Genomic DNA, 22,634 nt, shown 5'->3' with positions numbered 1-22,634 from the left:
GGGCCGCCGCACAGCCCCCGGCTCTCCGTCCGCACGGCCGCGCGGCCGGCTCGGCTCGCCGGAGTCCGTTCCGGACAAGCACAAATATCGGGCGACATTTTCGTTGATCGCGTTACCTGCCCGCCCGCCCCTCGCCCTGCCAGCGTGGTGATCCGGCTTCGGAACGGCTGAGGGGGTCGTCGATGGGTGACGGAATGACGGCGGGCGCGTCGATCACGGGACTCGGCGCCACCACGCCAGTCGGTGGGGACGCCGTCTCCACCTGGGCCGCCCTCCTGGAGGGGCGGTCGGGGATCGACCGCATCCGGGACGACTGGGCGGAGGGCCTGGCGACGCGGATCGCCGGGCGGATGGCCGTGGACCCGGCGGAGGCGCTCGGGCGGGTGACGGCCCGGCGGCTCGACCGCTGTCAGCAGGCCGCCCTCGTCGCCGCGCGGGAGGCGTGGGCGGACGCCGGCGCCCCGGACGTCGAGCCCGAGCGCCTGGCCGTCGTCGTCGGCACGGGGGTCGGCGGCATGCTGACCACGCTGGCCCAGCGGGACGTCCTGGAGGCGTCGGGACCGCGGAGGGTCTCGCCGTACACCGTCCCCATGCTGATGCCGAACGGGCCGGCGGCGGTGGTGAGCATCGAGTTCGGCGCGCGGGCAGGCGCCTTCACGCCGGTCAGCGCGTGCGCCTCGGGCGCAGAGGCGATCGCTGCGGGCCTGGACCTCATCCGCCTCGGCCGGGCCGACGTGGTGATCGCCGGCGGCGCCGAGGCGTGCGTCCACCAGCTGACCCTCGCCGGATTCGGCCAGGCGAAGGCCCTGTCCACCCGCAACGACGCGCCCGCGGAGGCGTCGCGGCCGTTCGACGCGGGACGGGACGGCTTCGTCCTCGGTGAGGGGGCCGCCCTGCTGGTCCTCGAACGGGAGGGCTTCGCGGCGGCCCGGGGAGCGCGGGTCCACGCCACCCTGGCCGGCGCGGCCGTCTCCTCCGACGCCCACCACATCACGGGCGCGGACGCGGGCGGCCAGATGCGGGCGATCCGGGGGGCGCTGGCCTCGGCGGGGCTCGACCCCCGCGACATCGGCCACGTGAACGCCCACGCCACCTCGACGCCGAGCGGCGACCTGACCGAGACCCGGTCGATCACCGGGACGCTCGGCGCGCACGCGGCCGTCACCGCGATCAAGTCGATGACCGGGCACACGTGCGGGGCGTCGGGGGCGCTGGCCGCCCTCGCGACCGTCCTCGCCCTCCGGGACGGGGTGATTCCCGCCACCCGGAACCTGGACGACCCCGATCCCCGGATCGACCTCGACATCGTCACGGGGCGGCCGCGCCGGGGACGGTGGACGGCCGCCGTCGCGAACTCCTTCGGCTTCGGCGGCCACAACGCCTGTCTCGCCTTCACCGCCGCCTGAGCCCGCGGCGGCCCTTCGCCCGACGGCATGATCCGGCCGGACGCCGACAGGGATCGCGGGCGCCACACCCGTTACACGGACCTAGCGCCTTTTCCACACCTTTTACCTGTTACCGGACATAACCGGGCGTATCGCCATGGCACCCTAAACGGCATGCATAAGCTCAAACTCGGCATCACCACAGCGGCCTTTGCCCTGGTCACCCCCCTGACCACCGCTGTGCTGGCCGAAGCGCCCCCGGCGTCGGCCTCCCCCGCGCGTGTCGCGGCCGCGGACCCCGCGCCGGAGGTGTACGGGCGCGCCGTCTACCTTCTCGACGCGTCCTCCGAGAAGGCGCGGCTCGACAAGAACGGCGGCAAGCGCATGCCGATCGCCAGCCTCACCAAGATGATGACCGCGTACCTGGTCCTGCGGCAGGCGAAGCCCACGGACGAGGTGAAGGTCACCTCCGGCGACGTGAATTACGCCAACGACGGCGGCGGCACGACGGCCGACCTGAGCCCCGGCGACCGTGTCCCGGTCAAGGACCTGCTGTACGGCCTCCTGCTGCCGTCGGGGGCGGACGCCGCCCACGCGCTGGCCCGCACGTACGGCCCCGGCGTGGACGGCTTCGTCGCCAAGATGAACGCGACGGCCAAGCAGCTCGGGCTGAACGACACCCACTACGTCAACCCCGACGGCCTGCCCACCTCGAAGGGCGACGGCTACTCGACCGCCCGGGACCAGGCGCGGCTCGCCGAGATCGCCCTGCGCGACCCCGCCTTCGCCAAGGTCACCTCGACGCCGGAGTACACGGTGCCGGAGACGGACGGGCACGGCGAGTACGACTGGACCAACACCAACCACCTGCTGGGCGATCCGGGCGTGATCGGCGTGAAGACCGGCTTCACCGACGCCGCCGGGTTCTGCCTCGCGTTCGCCGCCGACCGACACGGGCGCCGGCTGGTGGGCGTGATCCTCGGCGAGGACGTCTCCAGCCGCCGTTTCGACACGGCCGAGTCGCTCCTCGACTGGGCGGGAGCGGACCCCGGCGCCGCCGCCTGACGCAGCCGGGTGCTACGCCGGCTCGCGCAGGACGGGGAGCAAACCGGCGATCCGCTCCATCTGGGCCCGCTGCGACCCGAGGTCGACCGTCCCGATCCGGCACACGAGATGGCGTGCCCCGGCGTCCACGTACGACCGCAGCCGCGCGACGACGTCCCCGGCCGGGCCGGCGACCACGGCCTGGATCTTCTCCAGCTCCTCCAGCGGGAGGCCGTAGTTGGCCCTGCTGTACCGCTCCATGATCCGCCGTCCCTCCTCGGCGTCGTCGTCGACGAGCACGGAGACGAACAGGGCGGGCGTGAGGGCGTCCGGGGAGCGGCCGGCCTCCGCCGCCACCCGGCGCAGCTCGGCGAGCCCGGTCTCGTACTGCTCCGGCGCCGGCGGATAGGGCAGCCAGCCGTCGTACAGGCGGCCGGTCCTGGCGAGCGCGGCGGGGGTGGCGCCGCCGAGCCAGATCGGCGGCCCGCCCGTGCGGAACGGCCTCGTCTGCGGGGGGATGCCGTCGAACCGCAGCGCCGTCCCGTGGAAGGACACCGGCCCGTCCTCCGACCACAGGCGCCGCCACAGGGCCACGGTCTCGTCGAGCCGGGTGAAGCGCCCCTCCCACGGGACTTCGGACACCTCGTACAGCGGCCGTCCGAACCGCCCGGGGAACCCGGCGCCGACCGCGACGGCCAGCCGGCCGCCCGACAGCAGGTCGATCGAGGCGAGAGCGTGGGCCGCCTGCACCGGCCGCCGCAGCACGGGCATGAGCGCGGCGGTGCCGAGCGTGACGCGGCCGGTCACCGCGGCCGCCGCGGCCAGCATGGCGAGGGCCTCGACGCGCGGCGTGAGCAGGGAGTCGTTCACCCAGAGGGAGTCGTAGCCGAGCTCCTCGGCACGCGTGGCCAGGCCGACCAGCTCGCGCGGGTCGCCGCCCTCGCCCCACTGGGCCCGGGACACCGGCAGGAGCACGCCGATGCGGATGTCGTCGTCCATGCGGCCGATCGTCGCGGTGAGCCGTGGACGGCGGCAATTCCCGGCAGGGAATCGCGACTCGCGGCGTCAGCCCTGGCGGGACGTCAGTCGAGCCAGCTGCTCAGGTTGATGTGGCAGTGCTTCACCCACTTCTTGCAGAAGCCCAGCTGGGTGTTGGTCTGACCGCTGATGCTGATGGCCACGTTCTGATCGCCGCGGAACAGGGTGGGGCTGTTGACCGCCGCGTAGTTCCGGTTCTTGGAGGCGTGCCCGGTGTTGATGTTGGTGGATCCCCCGCCTCCGCCGTGGCCCGCCACGAGGATCCCGGCCGGGGGCGCGCTCGCCGCCTGCGCGGTGGACGTGACCGCCGCCGACGCCGCCGCGACCACCAGGGCCGCCGACGCCAGCCGCCGGGCGAGCGGGGCGACGCCCGCACGCCGCATGCCGGTCCGTTCTCTCATGTCGGCGCCCACCTCCCTCTCCACTCCGCGCACACGATGCCTGCGCGATCTCGTACCCGGAGTGTGGACGCGACTCCCCCACACGGTGATCTCTTTACCGCAGCCGGGACAGAGCGGCACAGACCCCGTCGCGCGGGCCTGAGCATCGAAGACGTCGATGCTCAGGGCCGCAAGCGTTCACGACTCTTGGGGCCGTTACCTGCCGTGGCCAGCATAAGCTCAATCGCTCGCAAACAGGAGGAACCATGACAAAGCGCCTATACGTGGCCATAGTCGGCGCGCTCGTCGTGTCGGCCCTCGCCGGCGGCTGCGGGCGTTCGTCGTCGGGCACCGCCGCGGGCGAGAGCACGGCCGCGGCGGCCGGGAAGACCGCGAAGGACATGGTGCCCGAGGCCGTGCGCGCGGCGGGCGTGCTGCGCGTGGCGACGTCGGAGGGCTACCCGCCGATGGAGATGTACAAGAAGGGCACCCAGGAGCTCACCGGCGTGGACCCCGACCTGGGCGCGGCCATCGCGGCCAAGCTGGGACTGAAGTTCTCCATCACCAACGCGGCGTTCGACGGCCTCATCCCCGGGCTGCAGGGCGGCCGGTGGGACGTCGTGATGTCGTCCATGAGCGACACGCAGGAACGGCGGGCGGCGGTCGACTTCGTCGACTACTTCAACGCGGGCGGCGCGATCATGGTGAAGAAGGGCAACCCCGACGGCATCGGGAAGCTCGACGACCTGTGCGGGACGACCGTCGTGCTGGCCAAGGGCAGCTCGAACCTCGCGATCGGCGAGAAGCAGAACGAGAAGTGCGCGACCAAGATGACGATCATGCAGAGCGAGGACGCGCCGACCGGCCTGCTGTCCATCGACTCCGGCCGCGCCGTCGCCACCATCGTCGACTACCCCGTCGCGGTCATGTACGCGAAGGACACCGGCCGGTACGACGTGCTGCCCGAGCAGTACGAGGCCGGGCCGTGGGGCATCGCGGTCGACAAGCGCAACGGCGCGCTGCGCGACGCGGTCGCCAAGGCCATGCAGGAACTGCAGGCCGACGGCGGCTACGCGAAGGTCCTCGACTCCTACGGAGTGAAGGCCAACGCCGTCGACGGTGTCCTGGTGAACACGCAGCCGTGGAAGTGACCGGGGAGGAGCGGGCGGACGCCGACCCGCCCATCGACGCCGACCCGCCCATCGACGCCGACCCGCCCATCGACGCCGACCTGCCGATCGACGCCGTCCGCCCGGTGCGGCCCGGCCGCTGGGTCGCCGCGGCCGCCGCGCTCCTCTTCCTGGCCTGGCTGGCGTACACGGTCGTCGTCAACCAGAACCTGCACTGGGACGTGATCGTCGCCTATCTCGGCGACGGCAGGATCCTCGGCGGCCTGTGGGTGACGATCCAGCTCACCGTGCTGTCCATGGCCATCGGCCTGGCGCTGGGCGTGCTCGCCGCGGTGATGCAGTTGTCCGACAGCCCGGTGCTGCGCGGCACCTCCGCCCTCTACACCTGGTTCTTCCGCGGCACCCCGCTGCTCGTGCAGCTCATCTTCTGGTTCAACATCGGGCTGGTCTTCCCCACCTTCGGCATCGGCGTCCCGTTCGGCGGCCCGAAGCTGGTGGAGTGGCAGGCGAACCAGCTGATCACGCCGTTCACCGCGGCGCTGCTCGGCCTGGCCATCAACGAGGGCGCGTACATGGCCGAGATCGTCCGCGCCGGCATCCGCTCGGTCGACCCGGGCCAGCGCGAGGCGGCCGAGTCGCTCGGCATGTCGCACCGGCAGGTGCTGCGCCGGGTCGTGCTGCCCCAGGCGATGCGGGTGATCATCCCGCCCACCGGCAACCAGTTCATCTCGATGCTGAAGACCACCTCGATGGTGTCGGTCATCGCGGGCGCCGAGCTGCTCACCGTGGCGCAGCGCATCTACCTCGGCAACTTCGAGGTGATCGCGATGCTCGTGGTCGCCTCGATCTGGTACGTCGTGCTCACCACGATCGCGAGCGTCGGCCAGCACTTCGTCGAGAAGCGGTTCGAGCGGGGCCACGTCCGGCTGCCGTCCCGGGTGCGCCGCAACCTCCGTCCCTTCCCCAAGGAGCCCTCATGAACGAGCGGCCGATGGTGCGGATCCAGTCGGTGCGCAAGCGGTTCGGCCCGCTGGAGGTGCTGAAGGGCGTCAGCCTCGACGTCCCCGCGGGCGAGGTGGTCTGCGTCGTCGGGCCGTCCGGGTCGGGCAAGTCCACCCTGCTGCGCTGCGTCAACCGGCTGGAGACGATCGACTCGGGCCGGGTCTGGGTGAACGGCGAGCTGATGGGCTACGAGGAGCGCGGCGGGCGGCTGCACGCGCTCCGCCCGGCCGAGCTGTGCCGCCAGCGCCGCGGCATCGGCATGGTCTTCCAGCGGTTCCACCTGTTCCCGCACCGCACGGCGCTGGAGAACGTCATGGAGGGCCCGGTCACCGTGCTGCGGACCCCGGCGGCGCGGGCGCGGCGGGAGGCCGGGGAACTGCTCGACCGCGTGGGGCTGGCCGACCGCGCCCACCACTACCCGGCCCAGCTGTCGGGCGGCCAGCAGCAGCGCGTCGCCATCGCCCGCAGCCTCGCCATGCGGCCGAACCTGATGCTGTTCGACGAGCCCACCAGCGCCCTCGACCCCGAACTGGTGCAGGAGGTGCTCGCCGTCATGCGCGACCTCGCGGCGAGCGGCATGACGATGATGGTCGTGACCCACGAGATGGCGTTCGCCCGGGAGGTCGGCGACCAGCTCGTCTTCATGGACCACGGCGTCGTCCTGGAGCGGGGTCACCCCCGTGAGGTGCTCGCGACGCCCCGCCACGAGCGGCTGCGCGCCTTCCTCGGGCAGGTCGGATGAGCCGCGCCGACCTCCTGGTCCGGGGCGGCGTCCTCGTGGACGGCACGGGCGCGCCGGGCCGGCCCGCCGACGTGGCCGTGACCGGGGGCCGGCTGGCCGTCCTGCCTCCGGGCGCCGCGGTCGAGGCCGCCGAGGTGCTCGACGCCCGCGGGCGGATCGTCGCCCCCGGCTTCGTCGACGTCCACACCCATTCCGACGGCGCGGCCCTGCTCGGCGAGGCGGACGCCGGACGGGCCCTGGTCCGGGCGGCCGTGCTCCAGGGGGTGACGACCGAGATCTGCGGCAACTGCGGCTCGGGCCTGTTCCCGGCCCTGCCCTCTCAGCTGCCCGCGATGCGCGCCGAGGCCAGGGTCACCTTCGGCGGCGACACCGGCATGTTCCGCGACTTCGCGGGGTTCGCCGCCGCGCACACCGCCGCCGGCCGGGCCAACAACGTCGCGTCCCTCGTCGGCCACGGCACGCTCCGGTCCGGCGTGCTCGGGCCCGTCGACCGGCCCGCCCGGCCCGAGGAACTGCGCGAGATGTGCGCGCTGCTCGACCTCGCCCTCTCCCAGGGAGCCGCGGGCCTGTCGACCGGTCTCATCTACACCCCCGGCTCGTACGCCGGCACGGACGAGGTGGTCGCGCTCGCCGCCGTCGCGGCCCGGCACGGCAAGCCGTACGTCACCCACCTGCGCGACGAGATGTCCCGGGTGGAGGAGGCGCTGGAGGAGGCGGTCGAGATCTCGGTACGCAGCGGCGCGGCGCTGCACGTCTCGCACCACAAGACCGCCGGCCGGTACGCCTGGGGGCGCACCGAGCGCACCCTCCCGCGCATCGCCGCGCTGCGGGCCGCCGGGATGGACGTGACCTGCGACGTCTACCCCTACACGGCGGCCAGCACCGCGCTGTCCGCCATGCTGCCGCCCTGGGCGAACGACGGCGGCCTCGCGGCTCTCGCGGCGCGGCTCGGCGACCCCGCGCAGCGCGACCGCATGCGGCGGGCCATCGCCGAGGGCGTGCCGGGCTGGGAGAACACGGTGGGCAACGGCGGCTGGGACCGCATCTCGGTCGCGTGCGCCCCGCGCCATCCGCAGACCGAGGGCAGGACGATCGCCGAGCTCGCCGCCGCCGCCTCGGCCGACCCCCTCGACACGGCCGCCGGCCTCCTGGTGGCCGAGCGCGGCGAGGTGACGATCATCAGCCACTCGATGGTGGAGGAGGACGTGCGGCGGGTGCTGGCCGCGCCGTACGCGATGATCGGCTCGGACGGCGTGCCGAAGCCCGGCGGGCGTCCCCATCCGCGCTGGGCCGGGACGTTCCCCCGGGTGCTCGGCCGGTACGCGCGCGAGCTGGGTCTGCTCACGCTGGAGGAGGCGGTGCACAAGATGACCGGCATGGCGGCGGCCCGGTTCGGGCTGGCCGGGCGCGGCGTGGTCCGCGACGGCGCGCACGCCGACCTGGTGGTGTTCGACGCGGAGCGGGTGGCCGACCGGGCGACGTTCACCGATCCGCTGCTCCCGCCCGAGGGGATCGAGGCCGTGGTCGTCGCCGGCGCGGTCGTGGTGCGGGACGGCGAGGAGACGGGCGCCCGCCCGGGACAGGTCCTCACCACGTGAGCCGCGAAACCCCCGCCGGCCCGGACGCCGGGCTCGCGAACAGGCCGCGCCCCACCGGCGAGGCGACGTCCGGGACGGACGCGACCGGCGCGGCCGGGCTCGCGGGCACGTTGGATACCGGGCTCGCGGGCACAGGGGCCGCCGGGCTCGCGGACATGCCGGACGCCCTCGGCGAGGGGTTTGCGGGGACGCTGGCCGTCTGCGTTCCCGGCCTGCTCGCCCTCAACGAGGACGTCGAGCTCCCCCTGGCCAGCACGGGCAAGCTGCTGCTGCTCGCCGCGCTCGCCCAGGACATCGCGTCGGGCGCGGTCGACCCGGCCGAGCCGGTCACGCTGCTGGAGGAGGACCGCGCGGGCGGGTCCGGCCTGCTGACCGGCTCCGGGGAGACGCCCGGGCTGTCGGCGGCCACGTGGACGGTCGCCGGCCTCGCCCTGCTCACGGCCGCGGTCAGCGACAACACGGCGACGAACGCGCTGCTGCGGCGGCTCGGGCTCGACCGGGTCGACGCGGCGGCCCGGGGGCTCGGGATGGCCCGGACGCGGATCCACGACCGGATCCGCGAGCCCCGGCTGCCCGTCCATCCGCCGGCGTTCGCCACCGGCACGGCCCGGGAGCTGGCCTCCCTCACCACGGCCCTCGCTTACGGCCGCGAGCCGTGGCACCGGCTCCTGCTCGGGTGGATGGCGCACAACACCGACAGAGGGCTGGTCCCCGCCCTGCTCCCCCACGACCCGGAGGACCGGCTCCCGCCGCGGGCGGTGCCGTACCCGGGGGTCTGGGTGGCGAACAAGACCGGCACGGACACCGGGACCCGGGGCGACGCCGGCGTGATCGTGGGTGCGCGCCGCGCGGGCTACGCCGTCCTCGCGCACGGCCCGGCCGGGTCGGAGCACGCGCTGGTCCAGGCCGTACGTCGGGCGGGACTGGCCATCGGCTCCCTCGTGCAGCCGGGGCCAGGGCCGGCGGCCGGCGCAGGGTGACAGCCGGGCCGAGCCGGGGCAGCGCAGCCCCGGCCGGAGATCAGCGCAGGGTGACGCTGAGCCGGGCCGAGGCGTCGCGGAGGTAGTCGAGGAACGCCCGCAACGCCGGGTTGGGGTTGGTGGGCCGGGTCGCGGCGCCCACCCGCCGGTAGAGCTTCGGCCCCTCCACGTGGCAGACCTGCACCCCGGTGGCCCCCTGGACGCCGAGGCTCGGGACCAGGGCCACCCCCAGCCCGGCCCGCACCAGGCCGAGCGTGACCTCGTAGTGGTCGCTGCGGCAGCGGATGGCGGGGGTGAAGCCCTCCAGCGCGCTCGCGCGTTCCAGCACCGACACCGGCGTCTCGGTGCCGAACGTGGTGATCCACGGATCGTCGGCCAGGTCGGCGAGCCGCACCCGGGGGCGGCGCGCCGCCGGATGGCCGAGCGGCACGACCAGCAGGTGCGGCTCGTCGAAGAGGTGGACCACCTCCACGCCCTTCGGCGGCCTCCAGGTGTCGAGGGCGTGCTCGAAGACGACCAGCACGTCGAGCGCGCCGCGTTCGATGTCGGGGAGCAGCTCGTGGGGCTGGCCGAGCACCAGGTCGAGCTCGACGCCGGGGTGGCGGGCCGTGAACGACGACAGGGCGAGCGGCAGCAGCCGGTACCCGGCCGAGGCGAAGAACCCGATGCGCAGCTGGCCCGCGTCGGCCCTGGCCTGCGCGAACAGGTCCTTCTCCGCCGACTCGATGAGGTCGAGCACCTCCTGTGCCCGGGTCGCCAGCCGCCGCCCGGCGGCGGTCAGCTGGAGGCTGTGGGCGGACCGCTCCACCAGGCCCACCCCTGCCTCCTCCTCCAGCCGGGCGAGCTGGTGGGAGACGGCGGAGGGCGACAGCCGCAACGTCCGGGCGGCTCCGGCGATGCTCCCGGTCCTGAAGACCTCCTGGAGCACCTTCAGGCGGTGGCTGCTGAGCATTCCCCCAGTATCGGCGCCGCCCGGACCGTCGCGTCCCAGGTCAGGGGCCGGGGAACTGGTAGTCGGTCACGATGCGGCCGTCCTCGCCGAGCACGAGGACCTCCAGCCCGCCGCCCACCGGGTCGCCGCCGCCGACCGGCACCATCTCCCAGGTGAACTTCACCATCTCGCGGAGGCGGACGACGTCCCCGGCGGACCGGAACGTGTACTCCCCCGGGGCGACGAACGTCCGGTAGGCGTGGGCCACCCGCGCCTCGATGGCGTCGTACCCGTGGACCTCCAGCGTGGTGTGGTCGAAGCCCAGGCCGCCGGCCGTCTCCCGGATCTCCTGGGGTGGCTGGAGGATGTGGCCCCCGCCCTCCGCCCACAACTCCTCGATGGTCGTACGACGTACCCCGGCGTCCGGCTCGCCCCAGAGGGCGACGTAGCGGCCGACCAGGTTCCCCGCGTCGATGTCGATCACTGTTTCTCCTCGCAGGCATGTCGTGCGCGTTACCCTCCGCGAACCCGCGAACGGTCGCGGAGCACTCCGAATGCTCCCGAGGGCCTCGCAGACCGGCAATTCCCGAAAAGGAATGACCATCCCCGTATCGCGTCGGCAACCGCGGAGCGGGATCGGCCGTCTTCTCCTGCGTCCCGTTCTTCACAGACATCACCAGAGGAGTCGCCGTGCGCGTCCGTTCTCTGTTACCCGTCGTCATCGTCGCCCTCGGGCTGCTCGTCGCCCCGTTCGCGGCCCAGGCCGGCGCCGTCGCCCACTCCGCCTCGGCGAGCTGCTACCGGCAGGTCGGCGACCACTGGGAGTGCGTCACGCCCGGCGCGTTCTGCCCGGCCGCGGCGCACGGCAAGTACGGCTACTCGGAGGACGGCGACACCTACAGGTGCGTCCAGGACGGCTCGTACTGGCGGTGGAAGCCCGCCTCGACGTCGGGCCCGGCGCCGACCCCCACGCCGACCCCCACGCCGAGCCCAACCGCGAAACCCGTGAAGCCCGCCTGCTCCCGCGCCTACCTGCCGCTGCCCGACCCGAAGTGCCAGCCCGGCGCCCGCAACCCCGCCGTCACCCAGGCCACGATCGCCACCACCGTCTGCAGGGCCGGCTGGGTCAGGAAGATCCAGGCGCCCACGAGCTACACGAACGCGCTGCGGGTCAAGCAGATCGCCCAGTACGGCCACAAGGACACCCGGCCGTCCCACTACCAGGAGGACGCCCTCATCCCGCTGTCCCTGGGCGGGGCGCCGAAGAGCGTCAAGAATCTGTGGCCCGAGCCCCTCTACAAGGCCGGCGGTCGCACGGCACTCGACAAGGACGCCGTGGAGCGCCGGCTCACCAGGGCCGTCTGCGCCGGAGACGTACGGCTCTCGGCCGCGCAGAAGGCGATCGCGAAGGACTGGCGGACGGCCGTGAGGAGGCTCGGCCTGTAGGACGTGACTCCGCCGCGCCGCTCACCGTCCCGTGAGCGGCGCCGGCGGCCTCAGCGCGGGCTGACGATCCTCTCGGGCTCGATCACGAAGATCACGCGCACCTGGTCGCGTCCGCCGAACCAGGGGTACGGCCCGCCCAGGTACTTCTGCGCCAGGGCCTCGATGTGGTCGGCCGCGCCGTCGGTCGTGACCTTGACCACCCGGCCGCGTACCTGGACGTACCGCGACGGCTGGCCGGGATCGGAGACGGCGAGGGCCACCCGCGGGTCCCGGTCGACGTTGCGGGTCTTCACGTGGGTCTGCACGGTGTTGACGAGGATGTGCTCGCCGTCGGTGTCCACCCACGTCTGGGTGAGCTGCGGCGACCCGTCGGGCATCGTGGTCGCGAGATAGCAGGTGCTCGGCCGCCGCAGCAGCGCGATCAGTTCTTCGGTGAGTTTCACGACGGTCTCTCGGCAGGGCGGGGCGCGGCGGACGCGCCCGCACGGCATGGTCGTGCGGCAGGATACGTGCCCCACCTGCGCGCCCCTATGCCAGGCGTCCCCGGCGATTCAGCGGCCTCATGCCCGTCCGGAACGCCCACCCCGCCCGTCCGGGCCGCACGGCCGTCTCCCGTCCCCGTACGGACTTCTCGCAGGCCTCGCGCTAGCGGTAGCGGATCACGTCGGTCGTCCAGTCGCGCTCGTCCGTACCGAGCAGGGTGATCCGGTCGAGCATCCCCCGCAGCCCGCCGATGGACGCGAGGGCGGCGGGCGTCCGTCCGCCGGCGCTCACGCAGGCGTCGAGGCCGGCGGCGGCCGTGCACTCGGCCTGGCGGGGCCTGGGCAGCGTCTTGCGCGGACTGACGTCGATCGTGATGGGGAGGCCGTTCGCGCAGAAATAGCGGAGCACCACGGTCGCCCGCTGTCTCGGAGGCAACGCGGCGAGCGCGGCACGCAGGTCGAGGATCCCTTCGAGATCCTCCTCCGGGACGGGCGAGCCGTCGTGCGCGCCCCACAGGACGACCTGCCGCGCCCACGGCGACCGCCGCTCGGCGAGGAAGGTGTTGACCAGCGTCGTGCGGGCGTAGCCGTCGACGTTGCGAGCCCGGCCCGCGCGGTGCCAGTTCGCGTACAGCTTCGTCACCGCCGCCTGCACCAGGTCGTCGGCGCCGTGCCAGTCCCCGCACAGCAGGTAGGCGACCTTGCGCAGCCACAGGGCCCTCGCCGTCACGTACTCGGTGAACTCGGCGTCGCGCACGGGATCGGCCGCCATGTGGTCTGCCCCCTTCCGACGTGCCTGCCGTCCCCCCTCTGATGCGCGGGACGGCGGCCGGGTTGCATGACCCCCGGGTCTTTCTCGACGCGTCGGAAGGTCGGGGGAGAGGAGCGTCAGCGGTCGCGGCGGCGGGCGATGCGCTTGCGCCTGGCGACCTCGCGGCGGTGCTCGGCCGCGGCCTGTTCGCGCTCCTTGCGCCCGGTCGCGGCCTCCTGCTTGCGCGCCTCCGTCTCCAGGCGCATCGCCTCCTGTGAGGCGGTCCGCGGGCGGGAGATGGAGGCCGCGGCGCGGGCCGCGAGCTTGGCGGCCCGCTTGGGGTTGACCCGGGCCGTACGGGTGGCGTCCACGGCGACGGGCGGGGCGGCCTCGGCGCGCTCCAGCAGGACGACGCCGTGCCGCATCAGGAACGCGTGCAGCTCGGCGTCGGTGGGCTCGGAGCCCAGGACGAAGCGCGTCGCGCGGAGGAGACCGTCCTCGGAGATCTCCAGGACGCCGACCCAGAAGGGGTCCTCGAAGTACACGGACAGCGAAATCACGGTGTGCCCTCCCACAGGTATGCCGACCGGCGACGTGTCGACGCCGCTTCCCGGCACACCGGACATCCCTGGAGAGGGCGGATACGGAACCGCCGGCCGGTCGGCCGGCGGGCGCCCGGGCTACCGACCGGGCCGCGATTTCGTGTGCGGGTACAGCCTACCTGGCGGGGTCGCGTCAGGCCCGTCCGGCGAGGGACGCCGAGAGCGGCAGCCCGTTCCTCCTCAGCTCCCTGACCCGGCCCAGGGCCGCCCGCACCTCCCGGGAGACCAGCAGCGCGACGACCCAGGAGATCACGGCGGAGGTGATGCAGAGCGTGCAGAACGTGCCGGTGAGGACGGGCTGCGTGATCACCAGGCCGACGCCGGTGACCGCGAACGCGGCCGCCGTCAGCCCGACGAGCAGCACGAGCCACGGACGGTCGTGCCACCTCCGGCTGCCGCCGGACAGCTCCAGGACCGCCTCGACGAGGTAGGCGCCCGCGCCCAGCGCCGCGTCGGACACCGGGAGCATGCGGGACACGGCCGACGTCAGCACCGCCCGGGAGCCGTCCCCGAAGAACGGATCCCACACCGACGACAGCACGCCGTACTGGAACAGCGCCAGGTAGGTCGAGACCGCGCACCCGAACAGGGCCAGGACGGCGATGGGCACCCTGCTGCGGAACGAACTGGGACCATCCGACATGACGCCTCGCCTACCCCTCAGGGCCCGGCGCAACCGGATCAGGCGGTGAGCGCCTGCGCGATCATCAGGCCGACGAAGGCGGCGCCCAGACCGGCGACCAGACCGGCCACGACGTTGGCGAGCGCGTAGAAGCGGGCGCCGTCCTGGACCAGGCGCAGGGTCTCGTAGCTGAAGGTGGAGTAGGTGGTCAGCGCCCCGCAGAACCCCGTCCCCGCGAACGCGGCGACCGCGGGGCCGGCGGGCAGCCCGGCGAGCAGGCCGAGCACCAGCGACCCCGTGACGTTGACCGCGAGGGTCCCCCACGGGAACACCGAGTCGTGGCGCGCCTGGACGAACCGGTCGGTGAGGTAGCGCAGGGGCGCGCCGATCGCGGCCCCCAGCACGACGAGCAGGACCGTCATCCGCGCCTCTCACAGAACGCCGCCGGTGACGTCGCCGTTGCCCGCCCGCCGCGGCGACGGCCGCGAGTGTCTCCGCGCACCGTCATCCGGCACCGCCCGCGGACGCGGGCCGCCCGGCGTAGCGGATCACCTCGACCGGGTCCAGCACGACCAGACCCTCGGTGATCAGCTCGTCGAGCTGCGGGAGGAACGCCCTGATCCGGTCCTCCGCGTCGACGATGACGACCGCCACCGGCAGGTCGTCCGACAGCGACAGGATGCGGTCGGTGTGGACGCGGCTCGACGCGCCGTACCCCTCGATGCCGCGCAGCACGGACGCGCCGGCCAGCCCGGCCGCGTGGGCGCGCGCCACGATCTCGTGGTACAGCGGCCGGTGACGCCACCGGTCGGTCTCCCCGATGAAGACGGTCAGCCGTACGGCGGGGCCCGTCAGCCTCATCACGGCCTCCTCTCCGAGTGACTCTCCCGGCGGCTCTCCGCGCGGGCCCGACCGGCGCGGACGGCGAACGACGTGACGGCGGAGCCGGCCCACACCGCCGTGAGGGCCGCGGTGAGCGTCGCCACGAGGTATGCGAGCGCCGTCACCGCCGCGCCCGCCGCCAGGGCCTGGTGGATGTCGACGACGTACGTCGAGAAGGTGGTGTAGCCGCCGAGCACCCCCACGCCCAGGAACGGCCGCAGCAGCCGGCGCCCGCTCCACACCTCGCCGATCAGCACCATCAGCACGCCGATCAGGAGGCACCCGGACACGTTGACCAGGAACGTCGACCAGGGGAACCCGCCGGGCGGATGCGGCAGGGCGGTGGAGATCCCGTAGCGGGCGAGAGCCCCGAGCACGCCACCCGCGGAGACGGCGGCCAGAACCGGCAGCGGGCTGGGCCGCACCTCGGCGCGATCGGCCGGGACATGGAGGTCGACATCGGGGTCGACTGGCGTGACCGGCTCCTGCACTCGATCCTCCTACCGGCATGAACGCATCGCATGCGGTAGGGACCGTCGGCGACGCGGCGTCGCGGTTCTCCCCCTTGGGAACGGCGGGCCCCACCGCCGCCACCCCGGACGGGCCGGGGCGTGCCACCACTATACGGGCCGCCGGGCGACCCCTCCCTTCCTCGGGGGCCGCCGTCCCACGGCATCGGGAGGTACGGTGCCGGTGAGGAGGAAGGGCCCATGACGGACGAGAACATCACCGCGATCGGCCGCTGCTACGGCTGCAAGCGCAGATTCCGCTTCGACCCGGACACGGTCACGATGTTCCTGGTCGACCCGGAGACGAACCTCCCGCCCGGCATGAGCCCGCTGGGATCCCGGCGCGAACCCACCCCCGAGGCGCTGGCGCGATCGGTGAAGCTGCCGGTCTGCCCGGACTGCATCGAACGGGCCAAGCGGGTCCTGGAGGCCGGGACCGACCCCAAGCCCCCGGAATTCCCCGTCTGGCACCGGCCGTCCTCCTGACCCCGCGCCGGAGCGTGCACCTGGGCCGTCACGCCGGGCGCAGGCACTCCCGTACGGCGGCGGCGAGCCGGGTGGCGCGGCCGTCGCCGTGGCCGACCATGCGGTTGCTCACGTAGGCGAAGCCCACGCCGTACTCGTCGTCGCCGAAGGCGAACTGACCGCCCGCGCCGTCGTTGCCGAAGCTGCGCGGGCCGAGCATGGGGCGGAAGCCCGGCGAGTCGAGCAGGAAGCCGGTCCCCCACCGGGCCCCCAGGTCCGGGAACCCCGACCACGAGGGCCCGGACGACTGCTCGCGCAGGGCGTCGTCCAGCGTGGCCCGGCCGAGCAGCGGCGGCGCGCCGTCGATTCCGGTGGCGGCCGCGGCGTAGAGCGCGGCGAGGCCGCTCGCCGACGAGACGGCGCCGGCGCCGGGGAACTCCGCGGTGAGCATCGCCGAGTCGTTCCAGCCGTGCGGCTCGTCGAGGCCGGGGAAGACGAGCACGCCGTTCATGGTCACGATGCGCACGGGCAGCGAATCGGGGCCGGGCATCGGGGGCCGGCCCTCGGCCTCCGACAGGCGGGCCAGGTGGCCGAGCTCGTCCTCGGGCAGGCCGATCCAGGTCCGCAGCCCGAGGTCGTCCGCGACCGCCTTGCGGAAGTACGCGCCCGGGGTGAGGCCGGTGATCCGCCGGATCACCTCGCCGATGAGGAAGCCGAAGACGTGGCCGTGGTACTCGTGGGCGGTGCCCGGCTCCCACAACGGCTCCTGCTCCTCGATCGCCCGGACCACCGGCGTCCACGCGACGATCTCCTCGAAGCCGGGCGTGCGTTCGAGGACGGGGAGCCCGGCGCGGTGCCCGAGGACCATGCGCGACGTGATCGCCTCCTTCCCGGCCCGTGCGAACTCGGGCCAGTACCGGCTCACCGGGGCGTCGAGGTCCAGACGTCCCTGCTGGGCGAGGAGGTGGGCGCAGACGCTCACGACGCCCTTGGCGCAGGAGAAGATCGGCACGACGGTCTCCGCGGACCACGGCCGGCCGTCGCGCGCGTCGGCGACCCCGCCCCACAGGTCCACCACCGGCCGCCCGGCGGCGAACACGGCCACGGCCGCGCCCAACTCGCCGTACTCCTCGAAGTCGCGGCGGAAGACGTCGGCCACTCGGCCGAACCCCTCGTCGGCCCATCCGTTGTCGAGTGCTTTCATGGCGGGGAACGCTACTTTGCCTATTGATATTAGGCAACTACTTATTGGTCTTAGGAAGAGGAGGCGGCGGATGGCTCGTGCGGGCCTGACGACCGAACGCGTGACGGAGGCCGCCGCGGAGCTGGCGGACGCGGTCGGGTTCGAGAACGTGACGGTGGCGGCGCTGGCGCGCAGCTTCGGAGTCAAGGAGCCGAGCCTGTACTCGCACGTCAAGAACCTGAAGGACCTGCGGGAACGGGTCGCCCTGCTGGCCGCGGGCGAGATGGCCGACCGCATCGCCGCCGCGGTCGCCGGCCGGTCGGGGGTGGACGCGCTGGCCGCGTTCGCGAACGCGTACCGGGACTACGCGCTGGCCCATCCCGGCCGCTACGCGGCGACGCAGGTCCGGCACGACCCGGCCGTGGTGGCCGCCTCCCCGGCCTTCGCCCGCCACGTCGAGCTCACCCACGCGATGCTGCGGGCGTACCGGCTGGAGGAGCCGGACCTGACCGACGCGGGACGGCTGCTGCGCAGCTCCTTCCACGGCTACGTGACGCTGGAGACCAACGGCGTCTTCACCCACACCCGGGAAATCCGGGAGTCGTGGGAGCGGGGGGTCGCGGCGCTCCACTTCCTGCTGGAGAACTGGTCCACCGCCTCGGTTCGCGCGGGGAATGCCTGAGGGCCATGATGGGTTCTACCGCACGTACTTGAAGTTTCAACCAGAAGGGGTGGCCATGCCCGCCGTCACCGCCGACACACTGACGCTTCCGCGCGTCGCCGTACCGGATCCGGCCGTCGCCGGACCGCGCCCCGTGCGGTCGGTGACGACCGCGCCCAGCGGCTTCGAGGGCGAGGGCTTCCCCGTCCGGCGCGCGTTCGCCGGGGTCCCCCAGTCCGCGCTCGACCCGTTCATCCACATGGACCAGATGGGCGAGGTCGAGTACGCCCCGGGCGAGCCCAAGGGCACGCCGTGGCACCCGCACCGTGGCTTCGAGACCGTCACCTACATCATCGACGGGATCTTCGAGCATCAGGACTCCAACGGAGGCGGCGGCACGATCACCGACGGCGACACGCAGTGGATGACCGCCGGCTCGGGCCTGCTGCACATCGAGAAGCCGCCGGAGCACCTGGTCGTCTCGGGAGGCCTGTTCCACGGCATCCAGCTGTGGGTCAACCTGCCGCGTGCGCACAAGTTCCACCTGCCCCGTTACCAGGACATCCGCGGGGGCGAGTCGGCGCTGCTCACCTCGGCCGACGGCGGCGCGCTGCTGCGCGTGATCGCCGGCGAGCTGGACGGCCACGCCGGCCCCGGCGTGACGTTCACCCCGATAACGATGGTCCACGCCACCGTCGCCCCCGGCGCCCGGCTCGACCTGCCCTGGAACCCCGACTTCAACGCCCTCGCCTATGTGCTCGCGGGCCAGGGGTCCGTGGGCGCCGAGCGCCGGCCGGTCCGCAAGGGGCAGCTGGCCGTGTTCGGCCCCGGCGGGTCGCTGACGCTCGCGGCGGACACCGCCCAGCCCCTGGCGGAGCCCAACCTGGAGGTGCTGCTGCTCGGCGGGCGGCCGATCCGCGAGCCGGTCGTCCACTACGGCCCGTTCGTGATGAACACGCGCGCCGAGATCATCCAGGCGATGGAGGACTACCAGGCGGGCCGCCTCGGCGTCATCCCCGCCGAGCGGGTTCCGCACGCGGACGGGCCCGTGCCCGGAAAGGAGTGAGATGGACAGGCTTGCCGAGGAGTACGAGCGGGGCCGGCTGTTCTTCGAGCTGAAGGACTACATCGGCGCCGCGCGCATCCTGGCGGACGTGGTGGCCGAGGCCCCGGACGACCTGGCGGCCCGGCTGCTGCTGGCACGCGCCTACTACCACTCGGCCCAGCTCGGCCGGGCCGAGTCCGAGCTCCGCCTGATCCTGGAGCGGCATCCGGCCGAGGACTACGCCTGCCTGCTGCTCGGCCGGACGCTGGAGCGGCGGAACAGGCCCGAGGAGGCCGCCCGCTACCTGCGGCTGCACGCGGCCATGACCGGGGCGGCCTGACCGTCCACCACCGAAGGGCCGGCGACCACGCGTCGCCGGCCCCTTTGTGTGTGGGCGGAGCGCGCCGGGGGCGCCGGCGGCGAACCCGGGGACGGCGCCTGGAAAAGGCGCACGAGGACGGCCCGCGGCCCGTTCAGCCGGGAACGACGAGGCCGGACTCGTAGGCGAAGATCACCGCCTGGATGCGGTCGCGCAGGCCGAGCTTGGTGAGGATGCGGCTGACGTGGGTCTTGGCCGTGGTGTCGGAGATGAACAGCTCGGCCGCGATCTCCGGGTTCGACAGGCCCCGGGCCATCAGCCTCAGCACCTCGATCTCGCGGGCCGTGAGGACGTCGAGGGCGGGCGAGCGGCGCGGCAGGGGGGCCGCGGCGAACGCCTCGATGACCCGCCGCGTCACCCCCGGCGTCAGGATTCCGTCCCCCGCCGCCACGACCCGGACCGCCTCGATCAGCCGCTCGGCCGGCGCCTCCTTGGTCAGGAAACCGGCGGCGCCCGCCCGCAGCGCCTCGTAGACGTACTCGTCGAGGTCGAACGTGGTCAGCACGATGATCCGGGTGGCCACCCCGGCGAGGCGGCGGGTCGCCTCCAGGCCGTTGACCCCCGGCATGCGGATGTCCATGAGCGCGACGTCCGGGGCGAGCGAACGGATCGCCCGCACGGCCTGCTCGCCGTCGCCGGCCTCGGCGACCACCTCGATGTCGGGCTCGTCGTCCAGCATCAGCCGGAAGCCGCGCCGCACCATCGCCTGGTCGTCGGCCACCACCACACGAATGCTCATCGCCCGCCTCCGCCGAACGGGAGCGCCGCGCGCACCCGGAAGCCGCGCCGGTACGGCCCGGCCTCCAGCGTCCCGTCATACAGCGCCGCCCGCTCGCGCATGCCGATCAGCCCGTGACCGGTGCCCGGGGTGGCGCCGTTCCCGCCGACTCCCGAGGCCGGACCGTCGTCGCGGACCTCCAGCTCGACGGCCTCGCCGGTCCACCGCAGCGCGATCTCGGCGCGCGCGCCCCGCCCCGCGTGCCGGAGCGTGTTGGTGAGCGCCTCCTGCACAATCCGGTAGGCGGCCAGGTCGACGCCCGGCGGCAGCGCGGACGGCTCCCCCTCCACCGTCATCACGACCGCCAGCCCTGTCTCGCGCATCTGGTCGAGCAGGGACGGCAGCCGGTCGAGGCCGGGCTGCGGGGCGAGCGAGAGCTCCTCGTCGTCGGCGCGGAGGATCCCCAGCAGCCGCCGCAGCTCGCCGATGGCGCCCCGGCCCGTCTGCTCGACCTCGTCGAGCAGTTCGCTGTCGTCCGGGCGGTCGTGGCGCAGGCGCCGCCGTACGACGCCGGTCTGGACGACCATGACGCTGAGGCTGTGGGCGACCACGTCGTGGAGCTCGCGGGCGATCCTGGTTCGCTCGGCCAGCACGGCCCGCTGCGCGTCCTCGGCCCGGCGGCGTTCGAGCTCGGCCGCCTTGTCCTTGAGGACGCGCGCCTCCAGGCCGCGCCTGCGGATGAGGTACCCCAGCGTCCAGGCGCCGCCGAACAGCACGCCGGTGAACAGGTAGTCGCCCGCGCCGCCGCGGCCGGGGTCGATCGCGAAGCCGACCAGCACGAACGCGGCCACCATGGCCGCGCCGAGGACGGCGTCCCGCAGCTTGGCGTTGGCCGCGACGGAGTAGCTGACCACGATCATGGCGAAGAACGCGTACCCGCTCTCGAAGTTGTGCGCCACGGGCGAGAAGGCGGCCACGGCCACGAGGTCGGCCGCGACCACGCCGAGCGGCCAGACCCGCCGCCAGGCGACGGGGACGACGGTGGCGGCCGCCGCGAGCATCTCGACGGCGGTCAGGGGGATGTCGCCGGTCGTCGCCTCCAGCACGGCCGTGACCCCGAGCAGCGCGGCGACCGCGACGTCGGTCCACGGGGGCCGGGGCGGGAGCCAGCGCATGGCGCTCACGATAACCCCGGACCCCGGCGGGCCGGATCGCCCGCGCGGACGACGGCAGCGTCCTCCAGGCGCCCGATGCGCGCGGCCGCCGTGCTCGTCCCACAGCCGGACGCGCACAGCCGTCCGAGTCGTCGTACGGCCGGACGATCGCGGTCGCCGGAATCGTCGCACGGCAGGACGCGCCCAGGCGAGGGGCGCGCCTACGGTGGCGGCCTCACCGACCGAGGAGGCTCACATGTCCGCATCCGCCGCAGATCTCCGCCGCCGCTTCGCCGGGGCCTGCCTGATCGCCGGGCCCGCCGCGATGGCCGCGGCGATGGCCCTGAAGACGCCGGGCGGAGACGCCCGCGCCCTGCTCGCCGAGGTCGCCGCCGACCCCGGCCGGTTCCGCCTGGCCGTCCTGCTGCAACTGGTCGCCTCCGTCGTCATGCTGCCTGGGCTCGCCGGACTGCCCCGGCTGTTCCCCGGCCGGGGCGCCGTGCTCGGGCACCTCGGCCTCGGCCTGCTCGGGCTCAACATCCTGGGCAACCTCGGCGACGCCGCGAGCGGCCCGGCCCTCGCCGCGCTCGCGGCGGGCGGCGTGACCGATCAGGACGTGACGGCGGCGAACGGCGTGGCCGCCGAGCCGGCCTTCGCCGTCGTCCAGATCATGGTGCTGGCCGGCATGCTCGGGTTCGTCCTGCTGCCGGCCGCGCTGCTGCGGTCCCGTACGGTCCACTGGGCCGTCCCGGCACTGATCCTGGCGACGCTGGTCTCGTTCTTCCTTCCGGTCACCGAGGGGCTGGGCGGCGTCCTGCTCACTTCGGCCCTCGGCATGGTGGGTGTTCGCTTCCTGCGGCCCGCCCCGGCCGACGCGGAACCCGTGCTCGTGTGACGGGTCCCCCGGTCAGCCCTCCGGCCGTCCCGCCCGGATCGCGCGCAGCGCCTCCACGAGGTCGTGGGCGGAGGGGGCGCTGTCCGGGTCGACGAGCCACTGGGTCGCCAGCCCGGCGAGCAGCGCCTGGTAGAACGCGCCGACGGCCATGGCCTTCTTCTCGTCGTCCGCCGGGTCGAGGCCCTCGAAGAGCGCCGCCAGCCCCAGCCGGGCCTGCCGGTTGGCGCCCGCGAACGCCTCCCGCAGCTCGGGCATGCGGTCCATCTGCGCGACGAGCTCGAACTGGATGGCCCACAGGGGCCGGAGCCTGCCGTACGACTCGATGATCCGCGCCCAGGTGGCCTCGAACCGCTGCGTGGGGGTGGCGTCCGGCGGGGCCTCGGCGGCCAGGGTGCTCTCGAGCTCCTTCCCCCACTCCTCCATCGCCTCGATCAGGGCGGCGTCGAGGAGGGCCTTCGTCGACCTGAAGTGGTAGCCGATCGAGGCGAGGCTGGTTCCCGACGCCGCGGCGATGTCGCGGGCAGTGGTGCCCGAGTACCCCTTCTCCATCAGGCACCGCTTGGCCCCGGCGAGCAGGTCTTCCCGATTTCCCATGCCCAGAGCCTAGCCC

28 protein-coding genes are annotated in these 22,634 nt (G+C 73.8%); 13 read left to right on the top strand and 15 right to left on the bottom strand.

The window, feature by feature from the left end; all coding sequences use genetic code 11:
• Positions 1-182: 182 nt before the first annotated feature.
• Together MPTA5024_RS20450 and MPTA5024_RS20445 are read left to right on the top strand one after the other, a co-directional pair.
• Positions 183-1,406 carry a beta-ketoacyl-[acyl-carrier-protein] synthase family protein gene (locus MPTA5024_RS20450; protein WP_232326551.1) on the top strand — a complete coding sequence of 408 codons (1,224 nt, stop codon included), beginning with the start codon at positions 183-185 and terminating at the stop codon, positions 1,404-1,406.
• Positions 1,407-1,559: 153 nt separating this feature from the next.
• Positions 1,560-2,450 carry a D-alanyl-D-alanine carboxypeptidase family protein gene (locus MPTA5024_RS20445; RefSeq protein WP_036325810.1) on the top strand — a complete coding sequence of 297 codons (891 nt, stop codon included), beginning with the start codon at positions 1,560-1,562 and terminating at the stop codon, positions 2,448-2,450.
• A 12-nt stretch (positions 2,451-2,462) separates the two neighbouring features.
• Here MPTA5024_RS20445 and MPTA5024_RS20440 read toward each other — a convergent pair whose 3' ends face one another.
• Together MPTA5024_RS20440 and MPTA5024_RS20435 are read right to left on the bottom strand one after the other, a co-directional pair.
• Complete coding sequence (locus MPTA5024_RS20440; protein ID WP_036325807.1) at positions 2,463-3,428, bottom strand: LLM class flavin-dependent oxidoreductase; 966 nt, start codon at positions 3,426-3,428, stop codon at positions 2,463-2,465.
• An 83-nt stretch (positions 3,429-3,511) separates the two neighbouring features.
• Positions 3,512-3,868: a hypothetical protein gene (locus tag MPTA5024_RS20435; RefSeq protein WP_157099574.1), complete on the bottom strand. Its 357-nt coding sequence runs from the start codon at positions 3,866-3,868 to the stop codon at positions 3,512-3,514.
• Between the two features lie 245 nt (positions 3,869-4,113).
• Here MPTA5024_RS20435 and MPTA5024_RS20430 point away from each other — a divergent pair, with 245 nt between their 5' ends.
• Genes MPTA5024_RS20430 through MPTA5024_RS20410 form a run of 5 tightly spaced genes read left to right on the top strand, consistent with a single transcriptional unit; the run spans position 4,114 to position 9,299 of the window.
• Positions 4,114-4,998 (top strand): ABC transporter substrate-binding protein, encoded by an 885-nt coding sequence (locus MPTA5024_RS20430; protein ID WP_036325801.1) that lies wholly within the window; start codon positions 4,114-4,116, stop codon positions 4,996-4,998.
• On the top strand, positions 4,989-5,957 hold the full coding sequence (locus tag MPTA5024_RS20425) for an amino acid ABC transporter permease (RefSeq protein WP_232326550.1): 969 nt from the start codon (positions 4,989-4,991) through the stop codon (positions 5,955-5,957). The genes MPTA5024_RS20430 and MPTA5024_RS20425 overlap by 10 nt, the downstream gene beginning before the upstream one ends.
• Positions 5,954-6,721 carry an amino acid ABC transporter ATP-binding protein gene (locus MPTA5024_RS20420; protein ID WP_036325798.1) on the top strand — a complete coding sequence of 256 codons (768 nt, stop codon included), beginning with the start codon at positions 5,954-5,956 and terminating at the stop codon, positions 6,719-6,721. Before MPTA5024_RS20425 ends, MPTA5024_RS20420 begins: the two co-directional genes overlap by 4 nt.
• Positions 6,718-8,319, top strand: coding sequence for an N-acyl-D-amino-acid deacylase family protein (locus MPTA5024_RS20415; RefSeq protein WP_036325795.1), 1,602 nt, complete (start codon positions 6,718-6,720; stop codon positions 8,317-8,319). The genes MPTA5024_RS20420 and MPTA5024_RS20415 overlap by 4 nt, the downstream gene beginning before the upstream one ends.
• Positions 8,316-9,299: a serine hydrolase gene (locus tag MPTA5024_RS20410; RefSeq protein WP_232326549.1), complete on the top strand. Its 984-nt coding sequence runs from the start codon at positions 8,316-8,318 to the stop codon at positions 9,297-9,299. The genes MPTA5024_RS20415 and MPTA5024_RS20410 overlap by 4 nt, the downstream gene beginning before the upstream one ends.
• Before the next feature lie 40 nt (positions 9,300-9,339).
• Here MPTA5024_RS20410 and MPTA5024_RS20405 read toward each other — a convergent pair whose 3' ends face one another.
• Positions 9,340-10,251 (bottom strand): LysR family transcriptional regulator, encoded by a 912-nt coding sequence (locus MPTA5024_RS20405; RefSeq protein ID WP_036325791.1) that lies wholly within the window; start codon positions 10,249-10,251, stop codon positions 9,340-9,342.
• 40 nt (positions 10,252-10,291) lie between these two features.
• Positions 10,292-10,714 carry a hypothetical protein gene (locus tag MPTA5024_RS20400; protein WP_036325788.1) on the bottom strand — a complete coding sequence of 141 codons (423 nt, stop codon included), beginning with the start codon at positions 10,712-10,714 and terminating at the stop codon, positions 10,292-10,294.
• A gap of 206 nt (positions 10,715-10,920) precedes the next feature.
• Between MPTA5024_RS20400 and MPTA5024_RS41095 the strand changes: the two genes are divergently transcribed.
• Positions 10,921-11,676, top strand: coding sequence for a hypothetical protein (locus MPTA5024_RS41095; protein ID WP_051458388.1), 756 nt, complete (start codon positions 10,921-10,923; stop codon positions 11,674-11,676).
• Positions 11,677-11,726: 50 nt separating this feature from the next.
• On the opposite strand, the gene MPTA5024_RS20390 is transcribed toward MPTA5024_RS41095, so the two are convergent.
• From MPTA5024_RS20390 to MPTA5024_RS20360, 7 genes are all read right to left on the bottom strand, one after another.
• Positions 11,727-12,119, bottom strand: coding sequence for a PPOX class F420-dependent oxidoreductase (locus tag MPTA5024_RS20390; protein WP_036325785.1), 393 nt, complete (start codon positions 12,117-12,119; stop codon positions 11,727-11,729).
• A 202-nt stretch (positions 12,120-12,321) separates the two neighbouring features.
• Positions 12,322-12,930, bottom strand: coding sequence for a sigma factor (locus tag MPTA5024_RS20385; protein ID WP_051458387.1), 609 nt, complete (start codon positions 12,928-12,930; stop codon positions 12,322-12,324).
• 116 nt (positions 12,931-13,046) lie between these two features.
• A complete protein-coding gene (locus MPTA5024_RS20380) occupies positions 13,047-13,469 on the bottom strand; it encodes a YjdF family protein (protein WP_198167248.1) in 423 nt (140 codons plus the stop codon).
• Positions 13,470-13,644: 175 nt separating this feature from the next.
• Positions 13,645-14,154, bottom strand: coding sequence for a vitamin K epoxide reductase family protein (locus MPTA5024_RS20375; RefSeq protein WP_036325782.1), 510 nt, complete (start codon positions 14,152-14,154; stop codon positions 13,645-13,647).
• 38 nt (positions 14,155-14,192) lie between these two features.
• A complete protein-coding gene (crcB, locus tag MPTA5024_RS20370) occupies positions 14,193-14,555 on the bottom strand; it encodes a fluoride efflux transporter CrcB (protein ID WP_036325780.1) in 363 nt (120 codons plus the stop codon).
• Positions 14,556-14,637: 82 nt separating this feature from the next.
• A complete protein-coding gene (locus MPTA5024_RS20365; protein ID WP_198167247.1) occupies positions 14,638-14,994 on the bottom strand; it encodes a DUF190 domain-containing protein in 357 nt (118 codons plus the stop codon).
• Positions 14,994-15,506, bottom strand: a complete 513-nt coding sequence (locus tag MPTA5024_RS20360; protein ID WP_036325777.1) for a fluoride efflux transporter FluC — start codon at positions 15,504-15,506, stop codon at positions 14,994-14,996. The genes MPTA5024_RS20365 and MPTA5024_RS20360 overlap by 1 nt, the downstream gene beginning before the upstream one ends.
• Before the next feature lie 219 nt (positions 15,507-15,725).
• On the opposite strand from MPTA5024_RS20360, the gene MPTA5024_RS20355 reads away from it, so the two are divergent.
• A complete protein-coding gene (locus MPTA5024_RS20355) occupies positions 15,726-16,010 on the top strand; it encodes a hypothetical protein (protein ID WP_036325775.1) in 285 nt (94 codons plus the stop codon).
• A gap of 28 nt (positions 16,011-16,038) precedes the next feature.
• On the opposite strand, the gene MPTA5024_RS20350 is transcribed toward MPTA5024_RS20355, so the two are convergent.
• Positions 16,039-17,193 (bottom strand): serine hydrolase domain-containing protein, encoded by a 1,155-nt coding sequence (locus MPTA5024_RS20350; RefSeq protein WP_036325774.1) that lies wholly within the window; start codon positions 17,191-17,193, stop codon positions 16,039-16,041.
• 70 nt (positions 17,194-17,263) lie between these two features.
• Between MPTA5024_RS20350 and MPTA5024_RS20345 the strand changes: the two genes are divergently transcribed.
• The 3 genes from MPTA5024_RS20345 to MPTA5024_RS20335 are packed head-to-tail and all read left to right on the top strand — an operon-like array spanning position 17,264 to position 19,218.
• The gene (locus tag MPTA5024_RS20345) at positions 17,264-17,854 is read left to right on the top strand and encodes a TetR/AcrR family transcriptional regulator (RefSeq protein WP_036325773.1); all 591 of its coding nucleotides are present in this window, start codon (positions 17,264-17,266) and stop codon (positions 17,852-17,854) included.
• 55 nt (positions 17,855-17,909) lie between these two features.
• Positions 17,910-18,899, top strand: a complete 990-nt coding sequence (locus MPTA5024_RS20340; protein WP_036326946.1) for a pirin family protein — start codon at positions 17,910-17,912, stop codon at positions 18,897-18,899.
• Position 18,900: 1 nt separating this feature from the next.
• Complete coding sequence (locus tag MPTA5024_RS20335) at positions 18,901-19,218, top strand: tetratricopeptide repeat protein (RefSeq protein WP_036325770.1); 318 nt, start codon at positions 18,901-18,903, stop codon at positions 19,216-19,218.
• A gap of 133 nt (positions 19,219-19,351) precedes the next feature.
• Here MPTA5024_RS20335 and MPTA5024_RS20330 read toward each other — a convergent pair whose 3' ends face one another.
• Together MPTA5024_RS20330 and MPTA5024_RS20325 are read right to left on the bottom strand one after the other, a co-directional pair.
• Positions 19,352-19,996, bottom strand: a complete 645-nt coding sequence (locus MPTA5024_RS20330) for a response regulator (protein WP_036325768.1) — start codon at positions 19,994-19,996, stop codon at positions 19,352-19,354.
• A complete protein-coding gene (locus MPTA5024_RS20325; RefSeq protein WP_036325766.1) occupies positions 19,993-21,150 on the bottom strand; it encodes a sensor histidine kinase in 1,158 nt (385 codons plus the stop codon). The genes MPTA5024_RS20330 and MPTA5024_RS20325 overlap by 4 nt, the downstream gene beginning before the upstream one ends.
• 235 nt (positions 21,151-21,385) lie before the next feature.
• Between MPTA5024_RS20325 and MPTA5024_RS20320 the strand changes: the two genes are divergently transcribed.
• Positions 21,386-22,024 (top strand): hypothetical protein, encoded by a 639-nt coding sequence (locus MPTA5024_RS20320; protein WP_036325763.1) that lies wholly within the window; start codon positions 21,386-21,388, stop codon positions 22,022-22,024.
• Positions 22,025-22,036: 12 nt separating this feature from the next.
• Here the strand turns inward: MPTA5024_RS20320 and MPTA5024_RS20315 are convergent, their stop codons facing one another.
• Complete coding sequence (locus MPTA5024_RS20315; protein ID WP_036325761.1) at positions 22,037-22,618, bottom strand: TetR/AcrR family transcriptional regulator; 582 nt, start codon at positions 22,616-22,618, stop codon at positions 22,037-22,039.
• Positions 22,619-22,634 lie beyond the last annotated feature (16 nt).

The organism is Microbispora sp. ATCC PTA-5024 (assembly GCF_000511135.2).
Classification (GTDB): Bacteria; Actinomycetota; Actinomycetes; order Streptosporangiales; family Streptosporangiaceae; genus Microbispora; species Microbispora corallina.
The sequence above is the reverse complement of the archived record's forward strand: the minus strand, read 5'-3'. Positions and strand labels throughout refer to the sequence as shown.